The organism is Arthrobacter oryzae, from assembly GCF_003634095.1.
Lineage (GTDB): Bacteria > Actinomycetota > Actinomycetes > Actinomycetales > Micrococcaceae > Arthrobacter > Arthrobacter oryzae.
This window is the reverse complement of the sequence record NZ_RBIR01000003.1, coordinates 462,575-483,203: the sequence shown is the minus strand read 5'-3', so window position 1 is coordinate 483,203 and position 20,629 is coordinate 462,575. Positions and strand designations below refer to the sequence as shown.

Here is a 20,629-nt window from a genome sequence, read left to right as displayed (position 1 = left end):
GTGCGAAGCCGGATTCACGTCGCACCGAGGATCATCCACCGGTCCGTCCGGGCGCGCAGGCCCAGCGTCAGCGCCCGTGCCGCCATGTAGCCCAGGGAGAAAGCGGCCCAGAGCCAGAGCAGTCCCGCGCCCCCGCCGGCGCCGGAATACCCCACCGCCAGCAGGAGCGGCAGGTAGGCGGCGAGATTGACGACGCCGGCGATCGCCAGGTAGCGGGCGTCTCCCGCCCCGATGAGGACGCCGTCGAGGACGAACACATATCCGGCGAGCGGCTGCCCGGCGGCAAGCATCCATAGCGCGAGAGTCAGCGCCGCCCGGACGTCGGCGTCGGCGGTGAAAAGGGCACCCGCCCACGGCGCTGCAACGGCGAGCAGGATCCCGGTCAGGACGCCAAAGCCCAGCCCCCACCGCGTCATGGTGCGCGTCAGCGTGCGCACCTCCGCGGGCCGCCCCGCGCCGAGTGCCTTGCCGATCAGGGCCTGAGCCGCAATCGCGAGGGCGTCCAGCGCGAAGGCGAAGAACGTGAATATGGTCATGGCCAGCTGGTGCGCGGCGAGATTAACGGGGCCCTGCGCCGTAGCCACCACCACCGTGGCGAGAATCGCGATGCGCAGGCTGAGCGTGCGCATCATCAGCCAGGAGCCCACCCTGGTCAGGGCCCGGATGCCGCGCCAGTCCGGCAACAGGGACACTCCGTGGTTGCGGGCGTTGCGCCCGACCATCAGCACATACACGGCCGCCATGGCCCATTGCGCGATGCTCGTGCCCACCGCCGAGCCGGTCACTGACCAGCCCAGCCCGTACACGAGCACCACGTTCAGCCCGATGTTCAGGGTGAAGCCGGCGGCCGCTACGGCCAGGGGGGTCCGGGTGTCCTGGAGTCCCCGCAGCACACCGGTGCCCGCGAAGATCAGCAGCATCGCCACGAGGCCCGGCATGGACCCCCGGAGGTAGTCCACGGCGAAGCTGTGCACGTCGCCGCGGGCACCCATCAGCTCCAGGAGCGGCCCCGCCGCCACGAACCCGGCCACCGCCAGGACGAGCCCCAGCACGAGCGCCAGCCAGACGCCGTCCCGTCCGGCAGCGAGGGCCTTGGCCAACTTGCCATTGCCGATGGCCCGTGCCACTGCCGGCGTCGTGGAGTATGCGAGGAACACCATGAGTCCCACGGCCGTGTGAAGCACCGCCGATGCCAGCCCGACGCCGGCCAGCTCGGCCACCCCGAGGTGGCCCACGATGGCCGAATCAGCGAGCAGGAACAGGGGTTCGGCGATGAGGGCACCAAAGGCCGGCACGGCGAGCCGGAGAATTTCCCGCCGGTGCCCCGCGGAGGGCAGCACGGTCACGGACAGCGGAGGCGAGGAAGGCACGGCTTAACCCTAGCGGGGCGCATGGAACACCGTCGGGCACGCCGCCTTCCCGCGTCATTTAGTTGACATGACAACTAAATGACGACAACATTAAAGTTGAAACTACAACCTTCCGGCTGTTGCCGGCCGGCATTCCGGCTTTGCCGCCACAGCGTCCCGACCCCAGAAAGGGCCCATCATGAACCAGCCCGCACTGACCACCTCCGCCCGGACCATCCTGCGCGTCATCACGGGCTTCCTGTTCGCCGCGCACGGTTGGCAGAAGTTCAACGAGTTCACCATCTCCGGCACCCAGGCAGCGTTCACCCAGATGGGAGTCCCGGCGGCCCAGGTTGTGGCTCCCGTCGTAGCCACCCTCGAACTCGTCGGCGGCGTCGCACTGATCCTGGGCGTGCTCACCCGCGTGTTCGCCGCACTCCTTGCACTGGACATGCTCGGTGCCCTGATCCTGGTCCACGCCGGCGCCGGCGTCTTCGTCGCAACCGGCGGCTACGAGCTCGTCCTGATCCTGGCTGCGGCCGCCGTCGCCGTGGCCCTAGTCGGCGCCGGCAACGCCTCGGTGGACAAGGCGCTTTTCGGCCGCAGCGCCTCGAGGCTCCGCGTCCTCGCCTAAGGCCGTTGCCCCGGCACCTTTCAGCGCTCCCCGGCGGGTGGCCCCCTTACGGCGGCCGCCCGCCGTCGTATATTGGCCCGTTATGGCGCCCCGGCCGGCGATTGTGTCACCGGCCGACGGCGTCTGTCGGTTGCTTCAGTAAACTCACAGCATGAGCGAGAACGCGTCCAATTCCGTGACCCTGCGCTTCCTGGCGGCCCCCACCGACGTCGGCCACAGCGGCTCGGTCGACGCCGGCACCGTGCTGGAGTGGGTGGACAAGGCGGCCTACGCTGCCGCCGTGGGCTGGGCAAAGTCCTACTGCGTGACGGCCTATGTGGGCAACATCCACTTCGCGGATCCGGTCAACAGCGGTGACATGGTGGAGGTCGAGGCCACCATCGTCTACACCGGGCGGTCCTCGATGCACATCCGCACCGTGGTGTCCTCGGGCGATCCCAAGGGCGGCCCCGCCACCATGCGCAGCCAGTGCATCGTGATCTTCGTGGCCGTGGGCGCGGACGGCAGGCCCATTCCGGTGCCGCAGTTCGACCCGGTGACCGCGGACCAGATCGAGCGGCGGGACGACGCGCTGGCCCGGATCAAGGTCCGCGAAGAGATCGTGGAAGCCATGAGCGGACAGGTATATACCGATGCCGGCACGGCCGAGCGCGTGGTGCTGCGGTTCATGGCGGCGCCCACGGACGTGAACTGGGGCGGCAAGGTCCACGGCGGCATCGTCATGAAGTGGATCGACGAGGCCGCTTACGTCTGCGCCTCCCGCTACTGCGGTAAGGACACCGTGGCCGTGTTCTCCGGCGGTGTGCGGTTCTACCGCCCGCTGCTGATCGGCCACGTGGTCGAGGTGGAGGCCCGGCTCGTCTACACGGGCACGAAGGGCATGCACATCGCCGTCCACGTCCGGTCGGGAGATCCCAAGGGACGCGAAATGAACCTCACTACCTACTGCCTGACGGTCATGGTGGCCCGCGACGAAACCGGCACCTCAGTCCCCATCCCGCAGTGGGTGCCGGTGTCCGAGGAGGACGTCCGGCTCCACGACCACGCCCGCGAACTCCTGGAAATCCGCGGCCGGGCCCCCGGGAACCGGCTGCCCAACCACCTGCTCGCGGCCGGCGGGAGCTAGCGGCTAGAAGCCGCCGCCGCCCCCCGCGTCCGCGGCCATGTTGGCAAACCTCGAGTAGTGGCCCTGGAAAGCCACAACAATGTCCTTCGTGGGGCCGTTACGGTGCTTGGCGATCAGGATGTCAGCCTCGCCGGCGCGCGGGGACTCCTTGTCATAGACGTCTTCACGGTGCAGCAGGATCACCATGTCGGCATCCTGCTCGATGGAACCGGATTCACGCAGATCCGAGACCATGGGCCGCTTGTCCTGGCGTTGCTCCGAGCCACGGTTCAGCTGCGAGAGGGCGATCACCGGCACCTGGAGTTCCTTGGCCAGGAGCTTGAGCGCACGGGAGAACTCGGAGACTTCCTGCTGGCGGGACTCCACCTTCTTGCCCGAGCTCATGAGCTGCAGGTAGTCCAGAATCACCAGCTTGAGGTCATGCTGCTGCTTCAGGCGCCGGCACTTGGCGCGGATTTCCATCAGCGACATGTTGGGGCTGTCATCGATGAACAGCGGGGCATCGTTCATCCGGCCCATGGTCGTGGCGATCTTAGACCACTGCTCGTCCTTGATGGTGCCTTTGCGGAGGTCCTGAAGACCAATGGTGGCCTCGGCGGAGAGCAGGCGCATGGCGATCTCGTTGCGGCCCATTTCGAGGGAAAACATGACAGTGGCGAGGTTGTTCTTGATGGCGGCCGAGCGGGCGAAGTCCAGCGCGAACGTGGACTTGCCGACGGCCGGGCGGGCGGCGATGACGATCATCTGCCCCGGGTGCAGGCCGTGGGTCAGCTCATCCAGTTCGTAGAATCCGGTGGGGACGCCCGTCAGCCCTTCGCCGCGGTGGCCGGAGGCCTCGATCTCGTCGACCGTGGATTCCATGACGTCCTTGAGGACCACGTAGTCCTCGGCGGTGCGGCGTTCGGCCACGGCGTAGATCTCGGCCTGGGCCTGGTTGACCAGGTCTTCGACCTCGCCGTCCTGTCCGTAGCCGAGCTGGACAATCTTGGTACCGGCGTTGACAAGGCGGCGCAGGACGGCGCGTTCGCCCACGATTTCGGCGTAGTAGCCGGCGTTGGCGGCCGTGGGAACGGTCTGGATGAGTTCGTGCAGGTAGGCGGGTCCGCCGATCCTGTTGATTTCGCCGCGTTTGGTCAGCTCGTCCGAGACCGTCACGGCATCAGCGGGCTCGCCGCGGCCGTAGAGGTCAATGATGGCCTCGTAGATCGTTTCGTGGGCCGGCCGGTAGAAGTCCTGGCCGCGCAGGATTTCCACGACGTCGGCGATGGCGTCCTTGGACAGCATCATGCCGCCCAGGACCGACTGCTCCGCGGGGATGTCCTGCGGGGGCTTGCGACTGCCCTCGGCTCCCCGAGTGCCCTCGGCTGAGTCCAGATGCGTAACTGACAAAACTGCCGTCCTCCATTGTGTGCCGCGGCGGATATCCGTTCGCCGTGGCGCGTAAGCCCTGTGCCTTGATGCCCAGCTGCCCTGATGTCCAACTGCCGCGGCGACCGGCCGCGGCGACCCAACAACTGCGGTGAATCCGTTGCTGCGGTGAATGACCGGAGACATGAACCCGGGCCCTTGCCGGCTGGCTCATTCCTATCAGTCAGCTCCGACAGTCCGCGCCCATCCGCCGCCACGCTGTTGTCCACAGCGCTGGTGTCCACAGCGCTGGTGCGGCCGTGAGCCAAGGACTCCGGCCGCGGATTCCTCCCGGGCAGCGCCCGGCAACCGCAGGATTTCCGCTTCCGGGCCCCGATATCCTGCAACGTTATCCCCCGAGCGGGCAGGCACCAACCCGGGCGGTGCGCTCACCTGTGGATAACCTGTGCACTAGTGGCCGATGCTTGTGCACAGTCTGTGGGCAGTGCTGTGGATAGAAAAAAAGTTATACCCGAAATGCTGCCTTGACCTGCGGAAACATTGGGTTCATCTTGTGGACACAAAACATTTTTCGGCAAGCTTCATCCACAGCCTGCACCTTGCGGCTGGGGATATACCGCGGCAGAGGACCACATACTTGCCGCCGGATAGACGCATTTTGTGATGGGATTCACTCCGGCCGGCGGAATTGACGCTTGCCGCGACGCACTGTACGGGTGGAGCAAAACATGCTGTGGATAACCGCAATCTGGCATAAGCTCTATCCATGGGCGATGTACTGCTAGTCATCTTGCCTGCCCTCATCCTGACGGCGGTGCTCTGGGCGGTGGCCACGGCCCTGAAACCGCGCAATTTCGGCATTTCCGAGGCGGAGCAATACCAGCGGGAATTGGCGGTAAAGTCCCAGGCCCACTATGCCGCCCAGGTCCAGACTGCCGTTGCCGCCCGCGCCAAGATTGAGGCGACCACGCGTCCCAGCCAGAACTCCCAGCAGCAGACCCAGCAGGCAGACCACGCCCGGTCCGCCCAGCTTGCCCGCACCGCCTCCAAGGCGGCCGGAACCGGCGGTCACGGGGACACCCTGTACGCCGTCGGACACCTAAGCCCCCAGCTCCTCCTGGAGCTGCAGTCGCTGGCCCGCAACGGCCACAAGTTCAAGGCCACGCGGCTGCTGCGGCAGTCGACCCCCTTAGACTTCAAGTCCGCAAAGAATTACGTAGATCGGCTGTAGCGCATGGACTCACTGCTCATTCCCGCACTGATCCTGGTACTCGTGGCCGTCGGAGTGCTGCTGGCCGCCCGGGCTTGGAGTCACCGCGGTGAACGCTCCCGTCCGGCGGCACCACCGCCGGCGCCCGACTCCGGCGAGCTTGCCCGTGCGTCGGCCGCGAAGCTCAACCAGGAACAGCACCGGCGAATTTACGCGCTGATCGCACAGGGCCAGGCCATGGCCGCCATCAAGGTCTACCTCGAAGCCACCGGGGAGGGCCTGCGTGCGTCCCGCGACGCCGTTGCGGCACTCGCGGCGCACCCCCAGCCGTTCCGCGCCCCGGAGGCCGTCCCCGAGCCGGTGCCGGACGAGGACGACACGCCTCAGCGGTTCTCCTACCGCTACCGCGCGATCGCCAGCAAGGGCGATGTCACGCGCGAGGTGAGCAGCAACATGCTCAACGATGAGATTTACGGCAGGATCCGCACCCTGGCCAAGAGCGGCGACACCGAGGCCGCAGCCATGGCCCTGACCCGCCACTCGGATATCTCCATGAAGCAGGCCAGGGAGTTCATCGCTCTGCTGGGCGACTGAGCACCGCGGGCGGCCCTCCTTAGCGCTGCGCCCTGCCTTACCTCTACCGCTGCGCGGAGATTCCGGCCAGCAGCTGTTCAAACGGCAGTGATTCCAGCGCGGCCGGCTTCTTTTGCGCTCCCGAGTCCTTCAGCAGCTCTGCAAACTCGCCCGCCGCCCGGTCCACCCGCACAGACAGCGGCGAGCCGCCGTCGTCGTTGGTGTTTCCCCAGTCCTGGGGCCCGGCGAAAACCGCGGTGGCGGCAACCCGGGTGCGCAGGTACGTGAAGAGCGGCCGCATCGCGTAGTCCAGCACCATCTGGTGCCGGTCCGTCCCGGCTGTGGCGCCGAGCAACACGGCCTTGCCCTCCAGCGACTTGGGGTCGAGCACGTCGATGAAGGACTTGAAGAGGCCGCTGTATGAGGCACTGAACACGGGGCTGACCGCGATGACGCCGTCAGAGGAGTCGACGCCGGCAATCACGTCGGCCAACCGAGGGCCCGCATACCCGGTCACAAAGTTGTTGGCGATGTCCACGGCGAGGTCCCGCAGCTCCACGACCTCGATCTCCACGGCGTAGCCCGCCGCGGCAAGCTGCCGCTCGGTCGACGCCGCCAGCTGGTCGGCCAGCAGGCGGCTGGACGAAGGGACGCCAAGTCCGGCGGAGATAACGGTGATACGGCGGGTTTCCACGGGGAGCTCCTATGTTGGATCCAGGTCAGCAACGCCATTACATGCGTTTGCATCTACCTGAACAAGGGGCGGACGCGTGGATTTATTCCCGCACCGCAAAACTCGACTCCCACGGGATCTCGCGCGCGGGCCGCCGGGTTCGGCTGCGTTATGCGGCGACGGGGATCAGGTCCAGCGCTCCCAGTGGTCGTCCGCGGCTTGAAGAAATTTCCGCCTGCTGGTCCGTTCCCCGAACAAAGGGTAGCTGGCTGGACTTCCCACTGGGCCGGATGCCTCATTGCCTGGAGCAAAGGTGACGGCCAACAGCCCCACCATTGCAGGTACTGATACGCAGGTGAGCAGGGACAGGACCAACCCGTAACTCCGCCCTGGCGCCAGTCCATGCCGGGTCCGGATCCGAAAACCGCCCACATAGGTTCCCAGCGTGGTTCCGCGGGCATACAGCGTCCAGTTGGCTCCCACCGCAGCCAGCACGGTCCCGGCGGCGAGCGGAAGGGCGTGAGCGGGAGCGAGGAGGAAGACGGCGACGGCCGGGCCCCACACGAGGAGTGAGTCGACCAGAAACGCGACGACCGCTGAGGGCCAGTTCACTATTGGGGGGTCCGGGGCATCCACGCACCGATTCTGCCATGCGCCGGCCACAAGCCATCCCTAACGGGTCAGAGAAGGACCCATCCTTCGATGCAGCTCACGGAATCGCCGCCCACCCAGATGTCCTCACCGGCTGCCTCGACGTAGATCCGCCCTGCCCGGCCCAGGGCTGTCCCCTGGGCCGCGAGGTAGGACTCCGGAGCCCGCCCGCTGCGGATCAGCCATTGGGCCGCTCCGGCGTTGAAGCTGCCCGTGACCGGATCTTCCGCGGCGGCGTCCCCCGGAACGAAGGTGCGAACCTCGAATTGGACGGCGGATCCGTGCCCGTGGGGCCCGATAACGCCGACCTTGAGTCCTGCCATGGCGGCATAATCCGGGCGGATGCCCAGCACCTGTTCCGCCGATTCCAGCAGCACCCCGATCCAGTCCGGGCCGTTGACCAGCCAGGACGCGTCCAGCAGCGCTTCCCGGGGCAGACCCAGGCCCGCGGCGACGCGCATCAGGTCATCCTCCGCCACCGTGCCCGAGCGGGTCAGCGGCGGGGCCGCGAACGCGAGGCGTCCGCCGTCGCGCCGGACCCTCACCAGCCCGGCACCGCATTCCTGGACCACCACGCCGTCCCGCTGCGGGATGCCGCCCGCCTCCAGCCAGGCGTGCGCGGATCCCAGGGTGGGGTGCCCCGCAAAAGGGAACTCTTCGCTGCCGGTGAAGATCCGCACCCGGTAGTCGGCGTCGGGGTGCGTGGGCGGCAGCACGAATGCCGTCTCCGAGAGATTGGTCCAGTTGGCGAACCGCTGCATCGTCTCGGTCTCGAGGTCCTCGGCCTCGACGACGACGGCCAGCGGATTTCCGCGGTACGCCTCGGCGGAAAACACGTCGACCTGGGTGAAGGGACGAAGGCGGGGTGCTGCGGAGGGGCCGGTGTTCACCGCAGCAGGCTATCACCGACGCCGGCCGGGGCGGACCGCACGGCTCGGGGCATCCTGGGACTGCCCTCATGGCCGAAAAGGCAACGCGGGGTCACTTCCGGCCCATAGTGGGACCCAGAATGGGCCGGAAGTGACCCCGCGTTGGAGTTAAAGCAGGAGACCCCCGCTTCGGTTCCCAGAGGAATCCGAGGCGGGGGCCTCCCGGCAGCCTAAGACTGCCTAGCCGAACAGGCTGTAGCCCTAGGGACTACTTGCCTGCGACGACGTCGAGTTCGATCACAGCGGAAACGTCGTTGTGCAGACGGACGTTTGCCTGGTAGGAACCGGTCGACTTGATGTGAGCCGGCAGTTCAACCTTGCGCTTGTCGATGCGGCCCAGGCCAGCGGCCTCAACAGCGTCGGCGACGTCGCCCTGCTTGACGGTGCCGAACAGGCGTCCGGTTGCGCCAGCCTTGACGACCAGCTTGACCGGCTTGGCGGAGAGTGCAGCGGCCTGCTTCTGAGCGTCTTCCAGGGAAGCGTGCTCGCGGGCAACGCGGGCAGCCTTGATGGACTCAACCTGCTTCTCGCCGCCCTTGGACCAGGTCAGGGCGAAGTTGCGGGGCAGCAGGTAGTTACGTGCGTAACCGTCCTTGACCTCGACAACGTCGCCAGCAGCACCGAGACCGGTTACTTCGTGGGTCAGAATGAGCTTTGCCATGTTAGTTAATCCCTTCCTTAGCCGCGGCCAGCGCCGGAGTAAGGCAGCAGAGCAACTTCGCGGGCGTTCTTGATTGCCTGGGCGATCTTGCGCTGTTCCTGCACCGTGACGCCAGTGACGCGACGGGCGCGGATCTTTCCGCGGTCGGAGATGAACTTGCGCAGCAATGCTACGTCCTTGTAGTCGATGACGGTGATGTCAGCGGCCTTCAAGGGGTTGGACTTTGGTTTGGGCTTACGGAGTTCAGCCTTAGCCATCGTGGAGCTCCTATTCGATGGAGCCCGTGGATATTGATCCACGGGATGGTGGTGATCCGGCGCAGTGTGCACCCGGGCGCCTCGCGGCGTCCCGGCGCTTTTCAATGCCGGACCTTAGATGTTGTTTAGAAGGGAGGTTCGGAATCCGGGCCGTTGCCCCAGCCGCCGCCTGCATTGCTGACCCCGGGCGTGGCCCAAGGGTCTTCCTGCGCTGCGGGCTGGTTGCCGCCCCAGGTTCCACCGGAGTTGCCGCCGCCCTGGTTTGCACCAGAGTTGCCACCGAAACCGCCGCTGTTGCCGCCGCCGAAGCCGCCCTGGCCACCCTGGCCGCCGGAGCGCTGGGTGCGGTTGACCTTGGCATTGGCGTAGCGCAGGCTCGGGCCGATTTCATCGACCTCGAGCTCGATAACGGTGCGCTTCTCGCCTTCTTTTGTTTCGTAGGAACGGCTCTTCAGACGGCCTGAAACAATCACGCGCATGCCCTTGGTCAGGGATTCGGCGACGTTCTCGGCTGCCTCGCGCCAGACCGACGCGCGGAGGAACAGGGTTTCCCCGTCCTTCCACTCATTGGACTGCCGGTCGAAGGTGCGGGGAGTAGAAGCGATGGTGAAATTCGCTACGGCCGAACCTGACGGTGTGAACCTGAGTTCGGGGTCATTGGTGAGGTTACCGATAACCGTGATAGTGGTTTCGCCTGCCATCTACTGCCTCCTTGTGCGTTCCTGCGGGATGAAGATTGAAAGTTGAGCGCTGAATTATTCAGCAACAACTTTCTGCTCTTCGGGGCGGGTGATCTTGGTGCGCATGATGGTCTCGTTGAGACTCAGCTGGCGGTCAAGTTCCTTGGCGGTAGCCGGCTCAGCGGTGAAGTTCACCACGGCGTAGATACCTTCGGACTTCTTCTGGATTTCGTAAGCCAGGCGACGACGGCCCCAGATGTCAACCTTTTCGATGGTTCCACCATCGTTGGTGATGACATTCAGGAACTTCTGAAGCGACGGCTCAACGGCACGCTCTTCGACCTCGGGGTCGATGATTACCATCAATTCGTAAGGACGCATATGTGAACCCACCTCCTTTGGGCTAAGCGGTTACGGCATTTCCGTAACAGGAGGTTCATTTGCGGTGCCATGCAATGCCCGGCCACCGGAACGGGGGCAGGACTCAGCACAGACTTCAACAGCTTAGTGCATGCGGACCGGATTCCGCGATTCCGTGCCCCCACCCTACGGCCCCGCACCTTGTCCGGGAAGAGCGCCGGCGGCCATGTGGATAACCGCCACACGGCCGGCGGTCGGGGAGTGGCCCAACCTGTTGTGCCATGATCTGAAAATGGACACCGACCCCGATTCCTCAGCCGTGCCTCCACCGCTTCGCCGCAGCCGGCTCCGCTTCGCCGCCATGGTGCTGGTTGGCCTGCTCGCTGCCGGGGCGACCGTGGCGGCAGGGCGCTGGGTGCTGGCTCCCACGATTGGCTGGTGCGCGGCTGCCTTGACCTACATCGTCTGGGTCTGGCTGGTCATCGGGCGCCTCGATCCTGCAGGAACACGGTTGCACGCCACAGCCGAAGACCCGGCCCGGAGCACGACCGACCTGCTCATCCTGGCCGCAAACGCCGCCAGCCTGGCGGCAGCGGGCGCGGTCATCATGGACTCCCACAACAACACTGACACGGTTTCCCGGATTGCCGGGGCCCTCCTCGCGGTAGTTTCGGTGGCAATGTCCTGGACCTTGGTCCAGACGCTTTTCACGCTGCGCTACGCGGAGCTGTACTACGGCACGGGCACGAAGGCAGGCTCCCGGGTGGGCGGCATCGATTTCAACCAGAGCCGGCCGCCGCAGTACACCGACTTCGCGTACCTGGCCACAAGCCTCGGCATGACGTACCAGGTCTCGGACACGGCTCTGCAGAACCACGGCATCCGGGCCGAGGCCCTCAAGCACAGCCTGCTGTCCTACCTCTTTGGCACCATTATTCTGGCAACCACCATCAACCTCGTGGTCGGCGTCGCCGCGTAGGGCACCGAGGCGCTTACGCCGTCGTGCGGAAGAACGCCTGGGTGACCGTGGCCAGCCGGTGCGGGTCTTCGACTCCGCAGAGCTCGCGCGCCGAGTGCATCGACAGCAGGGCCACCCCGACGTCGACCGTCCGGATCCCCAGCCGCGTGGCGGTTAGCGGGCCGATCGTCGAGCCGCAAGGCATCACGTTGTTGGAGACGAATTCCTGGTACGGGATGCCGGCGTCGGTGCACAGCGTCGCCCAGAAGGCGGCCCCGGCGGCGTCGGTCGCGTAGCGCTGGTTGGCGTTGATCTTCAGCAGCGGCCCGCCGTTGAGGACCGGCCGGTTGGCGGGATCGTGCCGCTCCGCATAGTTCGGGTGCACGGCATGGCCCGCATCCGCCGAGACGCAGAACGACGCCGCGAAGGCCTGGCGCCGCTGGCTTGCCGAGGCGCCGAGGCCGTCGGAGATCCGCACCAGGACGTCTTCGAGGAGGGGCCCGCACGCGCCGGAGCGGGATGCCGAGCCGATCTCCTCGTGGTCGAAGGCGGCCAGGACGGCGATTGGGGCGCCCTGCGGCCGCGGCGTGCCGGCGTGGGCGATCAGTGCGGTGAGCCCGGCGTGCGTCGCTGAGAGGTTGTCGAGCCGGCCGGAGGCGAAGAATTCGTTGTTCGCGCCGAACACCGCCGGGGCCTGGGTGTCCGCGATGACGACGTCGTAGCCGCCGATCTGCGCCGGATCCACTTTGGCGCCGGCGACCCTTGCCGCGAGGAGCCCGAGCAGGTCCGCGCCGGCAGGATCTCCGAGGCCGAACACCGGGTTCATGTGCTGCTGCTTGTCCAGGGCCAGGCCCTCGTTGACGGCCCGGTCCAGGTGGATGGCGAGCTGCGGGAAGCGCAGGAGCGGGCCCGTGGCCGTGAGGTGCTCGGTGCCGTCGCGCATGACGAGGCGGCCGGCGAGCTGGAGTTCGCGGTCCAGCCAGGAATTCAGGAGCGGTCCGCCGTAGACCTCGACGCCGGCCTGCAGCCAGCCGAACTTGCCCGTGGTGGGCTTCGGCTTGAGTTTGAAGGACGGCGAATCGGTGTGGGCGCCGAGGATGTTGAAACCCGTGGTCGGTCCGGCGCCGGCAGGGACCACCCAGGCGACCAGGGCGCCGTCGCGGATCACATAGTATTTGCCGTCCGCGGCCGGGGGAGCCGCTGCCCCGGCACCACTTGCCGCACCGTCCCAAGCCTGCAGCTCGCTCAGGGCCGTGAAACCTGCCCCGTCCAGCCGGCGCGCGGCTTCGTGGACGGCGTGGAAGCTCGACGGCGACGCGCTCACATACGCGCCGAGGTCCTGGATGTGGTCTGCGGCAGAGCTGGGTGTTGGCATGGCTTCGAGTCTAGCCCGGTGCGCACAGGCCTCCGGGGTGGGCCGGACGCCGTCGACGGGGCATGTCCCGCCGACATACTCGGACATGCCCCCCGCTCGCGCCGGGGGATGAGCATGTCCCTTCCTGCGCCCAAGGACATGCCCACCCCATGCGCCGGGAAATGGACATAGTGGTGCTGTGTCCACTGGCGGGCGCAAGGGGTGGGCATGTCCCGTGATTCATCATGGCTGGGGTGGGCATGTCCGGTGGTTCAGGGTCGCTGCGATGAGCATGTCCCGTGGTGCACGATCGCTGCGGGGGCCAACGTTCAGGCCGGGCAGCCCGTGCCGCTTCGGGCACGGGCTGCCGGACCGAATCTACGACGCCGGGCGGCCGCCCGTAACTGCTTCCTCGAGCGACGTCCCGGCGACCGCTGCTGACGTTTCCTCGACCGGAACCTCGGCGGTGCCCGCGGCGGGAGCGGCCGGCTTGGCACCGTTCTTGCGGTAGCGGAAGACACCGAGTCCCACCACGACCGCGGCAAGGGCCAGCGAAAGCACCAGCGACTCCCGCGTGGATTCCAGGATCACCATGCCGATCAGGAGGGCGACGATGCTGATGATGGCCAGCCAGGTCAGGTACGGGAAGAGCCACATCTTGAGCTGGAGATCCTTGGCTGCGGCGCCCATGCGGCGGCGCAGGATCAGCTGTGAGGTGGCGATCACGAGCCATACGAACAGCGCGATGGCACCGGAGGTGTTGACCAGGAACAGGAAGACCGTGTCCGGTGCGATGTAGTTCAGGCCGACGGTGATGAACCCAACCACTGTGGAGGCCAGGACCGCGGCCGACGGCACGCCGCTCTTGGAGATCCGCATCCAGGACCGGGGGGCGTCGCCGCGCCGGGACAGCGAGAACAGCATGCGGCTGGCGGTGTAGAGGCCCGAGTTCAGGCAGGAGAGTACGGAGGTCAGCACCACAATGTCCATGATGGTGCCGGCGCCGGGGATGCCGAACAGTTCGATGACTGCCACGTAGGGGCTCTTGGCGACGGAGGCCGAGTTCCAGGGCAGCAGGGTGACCACAATGGCGATCGAACCGATGTAGAAGACGAGGATGCGCCACACGGTGGACTTCACGGCCTTCTTGACGGCATCGACGGGGTTCTCGGATTCGCCGGCGGCGATGGTGGCGATTTCAGCCCCGAAGAAGGAGAAAACGACGACGAGGATGCCGGCCAGGACGGCGCCGGGACCGTTCGGCATGAAGCCGCCCTTGCCGGTCAGGTTGTCCAGCCCGGGTGCCGGGACGCCGGGGATGAGCCCGAGGATCGCGGCGGCACCGAAGATGAGGAAGAGCGCGATCGCCGCCACCTTGATGGACGCGAACCAGAATTCGAACTCGCCGAACGACTTCACGGATCCGAGGTTGGTCAGCGTCAGCAGCACCATCAGGGCCAGCGCCCAGACCCACTGGTCAATGCCGGGTACCCAGCGGTGCATGATGGCCGCACCCGCCGTGGCCTCGATTCCAAGGACGATGATCCAGAACCATGCGTAGAGCCAGCCGATGCTGAACCCTGCCCAGCGGCCCAACGCCTTGTCCGCGTAGGTGGAGAAGGAGCCTGTTTCCGGGTTGGCCGCAGCCATTTCGCCGAGCATGCGCATGACCAGGATGACGACCAGCCCCGCCGCGGCATAGGCCACCAGGATGCCCGGACCGGCCTGCTGGATGGCGGCACCGGACCCGACAAACAGTCCGGCCCCGATCACGCCGGCGATGGCGATCATGGACAGATGCCTGGGTTTTAGGGATTTCGAAAGCTGTTGGTCAGCATGCATGGAAGCGGGTCCTTCGTGGGGGTCAAGGGCCGTTCGTATGCCGGCGCAGCATGGGGTCCATACTGTGCGGCGGGCCACAATGTCGTTTCACCCTAGACCGCGCCGAGCACCGCCGGTCTTGTGCAGTCCCACAGATGACGGCCGATCAAACCGGGCGCAGGCCCAACATGAAGGCGCAGGGAACAACCAAAGTTTACTCATGAGCAATTCCGCAATGTGCCTGAAACCACTGCTTCACGCACTGCGCCCACCGCCGGCCCGTCCGGGGAGGTTAGTCCGCGTGTTCAGTAGTCCGTGTTGCTGGGCACCACGAGGCCGGTTTCGTAGGCGTATACGACGGCCTGGACTCGGTCGCGGAGATGGAGCTTGTTCAGGATCCGCCGCACGTGCGTCTTGACCGTGGCCTCGGAAAGGAAGTACCTGTGCGCGATTTCAGCGTTGGAGAGCCCCTCCGCCATCGCCCCGAGCATCTCGTTTTCGCGCGGCGTCAGGTCCTCCAGCAGCGGGTCTTTCGCCGGGCGCGCCGCAGCCCCGGCCTGCTGTGCGCCGGAGCTGTCCGTTCCGGTCCGGCCCGTCCCCGCCAGGTCCGCACTACCGGCGCCGGCTCCGGAGCCCCGGACGTAGGTCTCCAGCAGCCGCTGCGTGACGCGCGGGGCCACGACCGCATCGCCGCTGGCGACGACCCGCACGGCGCTGATCAGCTCGGCGGGGGCCACATCCTTGAGCAGGAAGGCCGAGGCGCCGGCCCGCAGCCCCGCGAAGGCGTATTCATCCAGGTCGAAGGTGGTCAAGATGATGATCTTGGCGAACGAGCCCGTGGCCGCGATGGCCCGGGTCGCTTCGATCCCGTCCAGCACCGGCATCCGCACGTCCATCAGGACGACGTCGGGCGCCAGTTCGCGGACCTGCCGGACCGCTTCGGCACCATCGGACGCTTCGCCGGCGATGTACAAATCGTCTTCACCCTCCAGGATGAGGCGGAACCCCATCCTCAGCAGCGGCTGGTCATCCACCAGCAGAACGCGTATGGGTCCTTGGTCGGCCACTAATCCCCCTCACTTGCGATGCTGTGTCTTCGTTGCAGTTCAATTCCGCATGCACCCGCCACCCGGCGTCGCCGAAGCGTCCGGCCCGGACGGTGCCTGCGTAGATTCTGGCCCGCTCCCGCATCCCGGCGATTCCCTGGCCGGTGCCGAGGGACTCCGGCGACTCGGACCTGCCCGGGCCCCCGGCCGCCGTGCTGCCGGATTCAAGGGTGCCCCGGCCGTCGTCGGCGACGTCAATGGTGACGAGGGAACCGTCCCGGACAATACTGACGTCCACACGGCTGAGCGCCCGCGCGTAGCGCAGAACGTTTGTCAGCGACTCCTGCACGATCCTGTACACCGTGAGCTGGAACGCCGCGTCGGAAGGCAGCGACGGGCCGGTGTGCGTGTAATGCAGCGGCAGGCCTGCCGTGCGGAAGCCCTCGAGCAGATTGGCCAGGTTGTCTCCGGCCACCAGCGGCCCGCGGGGAGCCTGTCCGGCGGCGGAGTCGTCGCGCAGCACGCCGAGGACGCGCCGCATGTCGGCCAGCGCGGTACGTCCTGTGCGGGAAAGCTCCGCGAGAACGCCTACGGCGCGTTCGGGATCCTTCCTGGCCACGACGGCGGCGCCGTCCGAGAGACTGATCATCACGGTCAGCGAGTGCGCCACGACGTCGTGCATTTCGCGTGCGATCCGGTTGCGTTCCGTGACCGAACCCAGCCGCTGGGCCCGGGCCGCCCAGGCGGCAATCTCGTGCTCGTGCTCGCGGCGCTGGCGCACCGAGATCCCCATTCCCGTCGCGATCACATTGGAAAGCGTGATGCCGATGCCGGCCGCGATGCTCGCGACCAGCTGGAAATTCTCCGGCGAGCGGAGCGCCATGTCCGGGAGCCGCCCGTCCAGCGGGCCCACGGCCAACAGGAAGTACACGAGCACCAGCGGGGCGGTCGTCAGGGCCAGCGCCGTCCAGGCGAACCGGCGGGTGCTGACGACGGCGACGCCGTAGAGCGAGAACCAGAGCCCGGCCGAGACATTGGACCCCCAGGGATGCAGGACGGTGACCGCCAGTTCCAGGACCCCCACCGCCACCGCCACCTGTACGGGATAAAACCGCCGGAAGGCCAGGACCGGCGCGGCCGCCGCGAACAGCACAGCAACCGGCCAGTCCCCATGGCCGAGCGCCTCGACGGCCGTAGGCGTGACCAGAACCAAATAGCAGAGCACCACCAGGACGTCCATGACCCGCGGATTGGCCAGCAGGTAGCGCCGGAGCCGGCCGCGGCGGCGGGCAGTGAGCTCGGCAAAGGACGCGTCGGCCGGTCCGGCCGGCGTGTCCCTCAACGGCAATGCATCGATCATGCGCCGAGCCTACGCGCCAGGCCTGCGGACCGGCCTAGACATCGCGCCTCTTGAGCAGGAAGGCGGCCAGGAGCACCGGGACGACCACCCACGCGCCCAGGACCAGGCCGGCCTGCCAGGCCTCCAGGGTGGCCGGGACATGGTCCAGCGCGGTCAGCGGGGCCACGGTGTTGCCGGGCAGGTACTTGCGGGCTTCCACGAAGAAGTCGCCGGGAATGAGCTGGAAGGCGATCGGCGCCACGAAGAACAGGCCGACCAGGCTCATGATGCCGCCCGCGGAGTTGCGAATCAGGGTGCCCAGTGCCAAGCCGATCGCCGCCACCGCTGCCACGTAGATGCTGTTGACAATGAGCATCTTGACCGACTGCGAGCTTGCCAGGTCCAGGTTGAGGCCGTAGTTGCCCAAGATCGGCGTTGCCAGGAAGCCGGCTGCCAGGGTGGACACGGCCGTGACGACGAAGGATGTCACCACCACCACCACGAGCTTGGCCGCGAACGCGGGAAGGCGCTTTGGCACAGCGGCAAACGTGGACCGGGCCATGCCGGTGGTGAATTCTGAGCTCATCAGCAGCACGCCGAGGGAGCCGAGGATCAGCTGCGCGAATGCGATGCCGGAGGTGGGGACGCCGACGGCGAGGTCCCCTCCCTGCGCCGCAAGCCTGGCGGCCGCCTGCGGGTCCCGGGTCGCGGCCTGGGAGAACTGTCCCGTGCCCCAGGCGGACAGCGCCCCGAATCCCACCATGACGATGACGGTGGAGCCGAGCAGGATCAGGGTGGACAACAGCGTGCGGAACTTGATGAATTCGGAGTTGAGAACCCTCAGGAAGGTGGGACCCGGGCCGGCACTGGTGCCGGAGCCGGTCCGCCGCGTGCGGGAGCCGGCGTCGCGCGGTGAAGGCGTTGATTCAACGGTAGTGGAGCTCATGGCTTATTTGCCTCCGGCTTCGACGGGAACGGCGCCCGTGGTGATCAGTGAGTGGTATTCCACCTCGTCCTTGGTCAGTTCCATGTAGGCCTCCTCCAGGCTGGCCTGGAGCGGGGTCAGTTCGTAGATCATGACGTGGTTTTCCAGCGCTGCAGCGGCGATCTGCCGCGGGTCGAGGCCCTTGACCTCGAGGAGTTCGCGCTCCTGGACCTCCACCGAGACGCCGGTGCCGGCCAGCAGTTGCATGAGCCGGTCCGGCTGGTCGGTCCGGACCCGCGTGCTGCGCTGCCCCTTGCCGGTAATAATCTCCTGGATCGGGGCGTCCGCGATGATCCTCCCGCGGCCGATCACAATCAGGTGGTCAGCCGTGACGGCCATCTCGCTCATGAGGTGGCTGGAGAGGAAGACCGTGCGGCCCTCGGAGGCCAGGTACTTCACCAAGTTGCGGACCCACACCACCCCCTCCGGATCCAGACCGTTGACGGGCTCGTCCAGAATGACGGTCTGCGGGTCGCCCAGGAGGGCGGCGGCGATTCCCAGGCGCTGGCCCATGCCCAGCGAGAACCCGCCCACCTTCTTCTTGGCGACCTCGGCGAGCCCGGTCATCTCAATGACGTCGCGGACACGCTTCTTGGGGATGCTGTGCGTCGCGGCCATCGCCAGCAGGTGGTTGTAGGCGGAGCGGCTCGTGTGCACGGCCTTGGCGTCGAGCAGCGCCCCGACGTCGCGCAGCGGGGCGGTGTGCCTGGTGAGCGGCGATCCGTTGACTGTCACGGAGCCCGACGTCGGACGGTCCAGTCCCATGATCATGCGCATGGTGGTGGATTTTCCGGCTCCGTTCGGTCCCAGAAAGCCGGTGACACGGCCGGCCTCGACGGTGAAGTTGACGCCGTCGACGGCGGTCTTCTCGCCGTAAACCTTGGTCAGGCCTCGTGCTTCGATCATGGAAGCGTTCCTTTGCGTAGCGGGAGACATCCAGGGACACCGCAGTTGCGGGCCTGTCTGCACCCACGCTACCGAGGCCGGAGGACTATTTCGCCGGTCTCAGGGATGATTCAGGGGCGAATCAGGGTAGTCCGGGAGGATGACGCGCCCGGCCGCCGGGTTGGATGCCTGCGGCGGTCCGGCTGGATGCCTGCAGCGGTCCGGCGGCGATGGCTCAGCTGAGCGGCGAGTAATAGGTCAGCGCGCCGCCGCGGACGGTGAATTCCACGCTCCGCACACCCGGCATCACTTCCCCGTCGACGGCCAGGACCATGGGACCGTTCCCGGGCTCCACCGTAATCCGGTCCGTTTCGGTGAGGTGGGTGATCCCGGAGCTGGCCACGGTGCCGGTCAGCACGGCCCAAAGCAGCCGCACCCGGGCGAACGGCTCGTCCGCCGTGATCATGCGCAGGTCCAGGACCCCGTCCGCCAGCACGGGACGGACCAAGGGCGCGTGGTCCCGGGGGTAGTAGCGGCCGCGGCCGATGTACAGGATCCACAGCCGGTGCCGCACCCCGTTCACGGTCAGGGTGGTGGGGGTGCCCGCCGCGAAGGTCCGGAACATGGCCACCACGCCGGCCAGGGGCTTGCCCAGGGCCGGCTGGAGCTGCTCCCGCCGGCGGACCAGGTTCGGGTACAGGCCGATGCTGGCGGTGTTGAGCATGCTCATTTCAAGATGTTCGGGGTTGTCGGGGAGGCCGCGTTCAACCCTCACGTGGCCGAGGTCGGCCACTGCAGCCTCGCCGTGCGAGGCTGCCCGGACAGCCGCCTCCAAGGTGGGCGTCCCGGCGTCGCGGGCGAAGTGGTTGAGCGTTCCGCCGGGGAGCACAAGCAACGGGAGGGAATGTTCAGCGGCCGCCGCTGCCGCCGCGCCGACCGTTCCGTCCCCGCCCCAGACGCCCAGGGCCGCAATGCCCGGGCGCGTTGCGATTCCGGCGATTGCGGTGGCGACGTCCTCGTCCTGCCCGATTTCCTGTATATACGCCTTTGGGAATATTTTTTGCAGGGCGTCAGCCGTTTCGTCCGCGTAGGACCCGCCGAGAGTGTTGACCGCGATGCAGAGCCCCTCGCCGTCGGGAAGTTCTGCGGCACGGGCGGCGCTGCGGCGGGTGTCCGGGAAGGGCGGGCGCACCGGCCACCACCTCCGCGTCACCAGGGCCGCCCCGGCGCCGATCGCTGAGCCGAACAGCACGTCCGAGGGCCAGTGCGCGCCGGTGTGGACGCGGGAATAGGCCACCCCGGCAGCGATGGGGGCAAGCGCCGACCCTAGAGCCGGACGGACCATGCCGACGCCAAGGGCAAAGGCCACGGCGGAGGCGGAGTGCCCCGACGGCATCGACGAACTTGTGGGCTGGGGATTGACGAAACGGAAGACCGGAAGGTGTTCGGGCAGGGGGCGGGCCCGGGGCAGGAGGGACTTGAACACCACGTTCGTGACCGCCGATGCCACGCCCTGGGCGATGAGCCCGTGCACGGCTGCCCGGCGCGTTTTTCCGGGCACGAGGGCCATGGCCCCGGCGATGCCGAACCAGAGCCTGCCGTTGTTCGCGGCGGCGGACAGGCGGCGGAAGAACTCATCGTGGCCTCCGGCCGGCAACTTCGAGACCGCCCGCACCAGTTTGCGGTCGAATTTCGACAGGCGCCCGGGGGCCTTCCTCAGCAGGGTTCGCATTTGACCACCATACTGCCGGATGCGGCGCGGGGCAGGCG

The 20,629-nt window shown here is 67.2% G+C and carries 20 protein-coding genes; 5 read left to right on the top strand and 15 right to left on the bottom strand.

Features of this window, described 5'->3' with window-relative positions; translation table 11 throughout:
• Positions 1-14: 14 nt before the first annotated feature.
• Entirely contained in the window at positions 15-1,370 is a 1,356-nt protein-coding gene (locus C8D78_RS09855) for an MATE family efflux transporter (RefSeq protein ID WP_244208330.1), read from the bottom strand.
• Between the two features lie 178 nt (positions 1,371-1,548).
• On the opposite strand from C8D78_RS09855, the gene C8D78_RS09850 reads away from it, so the two are divergent.
• Together C8D78_RS09850 and C8D78_RS09845 are read left to right on the top strand one after the other, a co-directional pair.
• On the top strand, positions 1,549-1,983 hold the full coding sequence (locus C8D78_RS09850) for a DoxX family protein (RefSeq protein ID WP_120953039.1): 435 nt from the start codon (positions 1,549-1,551) through the stop codon (positions 1,981-1,983).
• A 151-nt stretch (positions 1,984-2,134) separates the two neighbouring features.
• Entirely contained in the window at positions 2,135-3,109 is a 975-nt protein-coding gene (locus tag C8D78_RS09845; protein ID WP_120953036.1) for an acyl-CoA thioesterase, read from the top strand.
• Between the two features lie 3 nt (positions 3,110-3,112).
• On the opposite strand, the gene dnaB is transcribed toward C8D78_RS09845, so the two are convergent.
• Positions 3,113-4,498, bottom strand: coding sequence for a replicative DNA helicase (gene dnaB, locus C8D78_RS09840; protein WP_120953033.1), 1,386 nt, complete (start codon positions 4,496-4,498; stop codon positions 3,113-3,115).
• A 745-nt stretch (positions 4,499-5,243) separates the two neighbouring features.
• On the opposite strand from dnaB, the gene C8D78_RS09835 reads away from it, so the two are divergent.
• Together C8D78_RS09835 and C8D78_RS09830 are read left to right on the top strand one after the other, a co-directional pair.
• On the top strand, positions 5,244-5,708 hold the full coding sequence (locus C8D78_RS09835; RefSeq protein ID WP_120953030.1) for a hypothetical protein: 465 nt from the start codon (positions 5,244-5,246) through the stop codon (positions 5,706-5,708).
• A 3-nt stretch (positions 5,709-5,711) separates the two neighbouring features.
• Positions 5,712-6,281: a hypothetical protein gene (locus C8D78_RS09830; protein WP_120953027.1), complete on the top strand. Its 570-nt coding sequence runs from the start codon at positions 5,712-5,714 to the stop codon at positions 6,279-6,281.
• 43 nt (positions 6,282-6,324) lie between these two features.
• Here the strand turns inward: C8D78_RS09830 and C8D78_RS09825 are convergent, their stop codons facing one another.
• The 6 genes from C8D78_RS09825 to rpsF form a co-directional block, all read right to left on the bottom strand.
• Positions 6,325-6,954, bottom strand: coding sequence for an FMN reductase (locus tag C8D78_RS09825; protein ID WP_120953024.1), 630 nt, complete (start codon positions 6,952-6,954; stop codon positions 6,325-6,327).
• Between the two features lie 659 nt (positions 6,955-7,613).
• Positions 7,614-8,474 carry a PhzF family phenazine biosynthesis protein gene (locus tag C8D78_RS09815; protein WP_120953018.1) on the bottom strand — a complete coding sequence of 287 codons (861 nt, stop codon included), beginning with the start codon at positions 8,472-8,474 and terminating at the stop codon, positions 7,614-7,616.
• Positions 8,475-8,721: 247 nt separating this feature from the next.
• Positions 8,722-9,174, bottom strand: coding sequence for a 50S ribosomal protein L9 (rplI, locus tag C8D78_RS09810; RefSeq protein ID WP_120953015.1), 453 nt, complete (start codon positions 9,172-9,174; stop codon positions 8,722-8,724).
• 17 nt (positions 9,175-9,191) lie between these two features.
• Complete coding sequence (rpsR, locus tag C8D78_RS09805) at positions 9,192-9,431, bottom strand: 30S ribosomal protein S18 (RefSeq protein WP_003800144.1); 240 nt, start codon at positions 9,429-9,431, stop codon at positions 9,192-9,194.
• Between the two features lie 125 nt (positions 9,432-9,556).
• On the bottom strand, positions 9,557-10,132 hold the full coding sequence (locus C8D78_RS09800) for a single-stranded DNA-binding protein (protein WP_120953012.1): 576 nt from the start codon (positions 10,130-10,132) through the stop codon (positions 9,557-9,559).
• A gap of 54 nt (positions 10,133-10,186) precedes the next feature.
• The gene (gene rpsF, locus C8D78_RS09795) at positions 10,187-10,492 is read right to left on the bottom strand and encodes a 30S ribosomal protein S6 (RefSeq protein ID WP_026266755.1); all 306 of its coding nucleotides are present in this window, start codon (positions 10,490-10,492) and stop codon (positions 10,187-10,189) included.
• A gap of 271 nt (positions 10,493-10,763) precedes the next feature.
• Here rpsF and C8D78_RS09790 point away from each other — a divergent pair, with 271 nt between their 5' ends.
• The gene (locus C8D78_RS09790) at positions 10,764-11,450 is read left to right on the top strand and encodes a DUF1345 domain-containing protein (RefSeq protein WP_120953009.1); all 687 of its coding nucleotides are present in this window, start codon (positions 10,764-10,766) and stop codon (positions 11,448-11,450) included.
• A gap of 13 nt (positions 11,451-11,463) precedes the next feature.
• Here the strand turns inward: C8D78_RS09790 and C8D78_RS09785 are convergent, their stop codons facing one another.
• From C8D78_RS09785 to C8D78_RS09755, 7 genes are all read right to left on the bottom strand, one after another.
• A complete protein-coding gene (locus tag C8D78_RS09785) occupies positions 11,464-12,804 on the bottom strand; it encodes a M18 family aminopeptidase (RefSeq protein WP_120953006.1) in 1,341 nt (446 codons plus the stop codon).
• A gap of 357 nt (positions 12,805-13,161) precedes the next feature.
• On the bottom strand, positions 13,162-14,625 hold the full coding sequence (locus C8D78_RS09780; RefSeq protein WP_244208329.1) for an amino acid permease: 1,464 nt from the start codon (positions 14,623-14,625) through the stop codon (positions 13,162-13,164).
• Between the two features lie 284 nt (positions 14,626-14,909).
• A complete protein-coding gene (locus C8D78_RS09775; protein WP_425266685.1) occupies positions 14,910-15,614 on the bottom strand; it encodes a response regulator in 705 nt (234 codons plus the stop codon).
• Between the two features lie 16 nt (positions 15,615-15,630).
• The gene (locus C8D78_RS09770) at positions 15,631-17,010 is read right to left on the bottom strand and encodes a sensor histidine kinase (protein ID WP_120953000.1); all 1,380 of its coding nucleotides are present in this window, start codon (positions 17,008-17,010) and stop codon (positions 15,631-15,633) included.
• Positions 17,011-17,044: 34 nt separating this feature from the next.
• Positions 17,045-17,935 (bottom strand): ABC transporter permease, encoded by an 891-nt coding sequence (locus tag C8D78_RS09765; protein WP_120952997.1) that lies wholly within the window; start codon positions 17,933-17,935, stop codon positions 17,045-17,047.
• 3 nt (positions 17,936-17,938) lie between these two features.
• Positions 17,939-18,880, bottom strand: coding sequence for an ABC transporter ATP-binding protein (locus C8D78_RS09760; protein ID WP_120952994.1), 942 nt, complete (start codon positions 18,878-18,880; stop codon positions 17,939-17,941).
• A 214-nt stretch (positions 18,881-19,094) separates the two neighbouring features.
• Positions 19,095-20,591 (bottom strand): bifunctional phosphatase PAP2/diacylglycerol kinase family protein, encoded by a 1,497-nt coding sequence (locus C8D78_RS09755; RefSeq protein WP_120952991.1) that lies wholly within the window; start codon positions 20,589-20,591, stop codon positions 19,095-19,097.
• Positions 20,592-20,629 lie beyond the last annotated feature (38 nt).

Excerpts from the sequence above, each read along its gene's own strand:
- C8D78_RS09850 (WP_120953039.1), top strand. The coding sequence starts at position 1,549 with ATGAACCAGCCCGCACTGACCACCTCCGCCCGGACCATCCTGCGCGTC.
- C8D78_RS09845 (WP_120953036.1), top strand. The coding sequence starts at position 2,135 with ATGAGCGAGAACGCGTCCAATTCCGTGACCCTGCGCTTCCTGGCGGCC.
- C8D78_RS09835 (WP_120953030.1), top strand. The coding sequence starts at position 5,244 with ATGGGCGATGTACTGCTAGTCATCTTGCCTGCCCTCATCCTGACGGCG.
- C8D78_RS09830 (WP_120953027.1), top strand. The coding sequence starts at position 5,712 with ATGGACTCACTGCTCATTCCCGCACTGATCCTGGTACTCGTGGCCGTC.
- rplI (WP_120953015.1), bottom strand. The coding sequence starts at position 9,174 with ATGGCAAAGCTCATTCTGACCCACGAAGTAACCGGTCTCGGTGCTGCT.
- rpsR (WP_003800144.1), bottom strand. The coding sequence starts at position 9,431 with ATGGCTAAGGCTGAACTCCGTAAGCCCAAACCAAAGTCCAACCCCTTG.
- C8D78_RS09800 (WP_120953012.1), bottom strand. The coding sequence starts at position 10,132 with ATGGCAGGCGAAACCACTATCACGGTTATCGGTAACCTCACCAATGAC.
- rpsF (WP_026266755.1), bottom strand. The coding sequence starts at position 10,492 with ATGCGTCCTTACGAATTGATGGTAATCATCGACCCCGAGGTCGAAGAG.
- C8D78_RS09790 (WP_120953009.1), top strand. The coding sequence starts at position 10,764 with ATGGACACCGACCCCGATTCCTCAGCCGTGCCTCCACCGCTTCGCCGC.
- C8D78_RS09785 (WP_120953006.1), bottom strand. The coding sequence starts at position 12,804 with ATGCCAACACCCAGCTCTGCCGCAGACCACATCCAGGACCTCGGCGCG.
- C8D78_RS09780 (WP_244208329.1), bottom strand. The coding sequence starts at position 14,625 with ATGCATGCTGACCAACAGCTTTCGAAATCCCTAAAACCCAGGCATCTG.
- C8D78_RS09775 (WP_425266685.1), bottom strand. The coding sequence starts at position 15,614 with ATGGGGTTCCGCCTCATCCTGGAGGGTGAAGACGATTTGTACATCGCC.
- C8D78_RS09770 (WP_120953000.1), bottom strand. The coding sequence starts at position 17,010 with ATGATCGATGCATTGCCGTTGAGGGACACGCCGGCCGGACCGGCCGAC.
- C8D78_RS09765 (WP_120952997.1), bottom strand. The coding sequence starts at position 17,935 with ATGAGCTCCACTACCGTTGAATCAACGCCTTCACCGCGCGACGCCGGC.
- C8D78_RS09760 (WP_120952994.1), bottom strand. The coding sequence starts at position 18,880 with ATGATCGAAGCACGAGGCCTGACCAAGGTTTACGGCGAGAAGACCGCC.
- C8D78_RS09755 (WP_120952991.1), bottom strand. The coding sequence starts at position 20,591 with ATGCGAACCCTGCTGAGGAAGGCCCCCGGGCGCCTGTCGAAATTCGAC.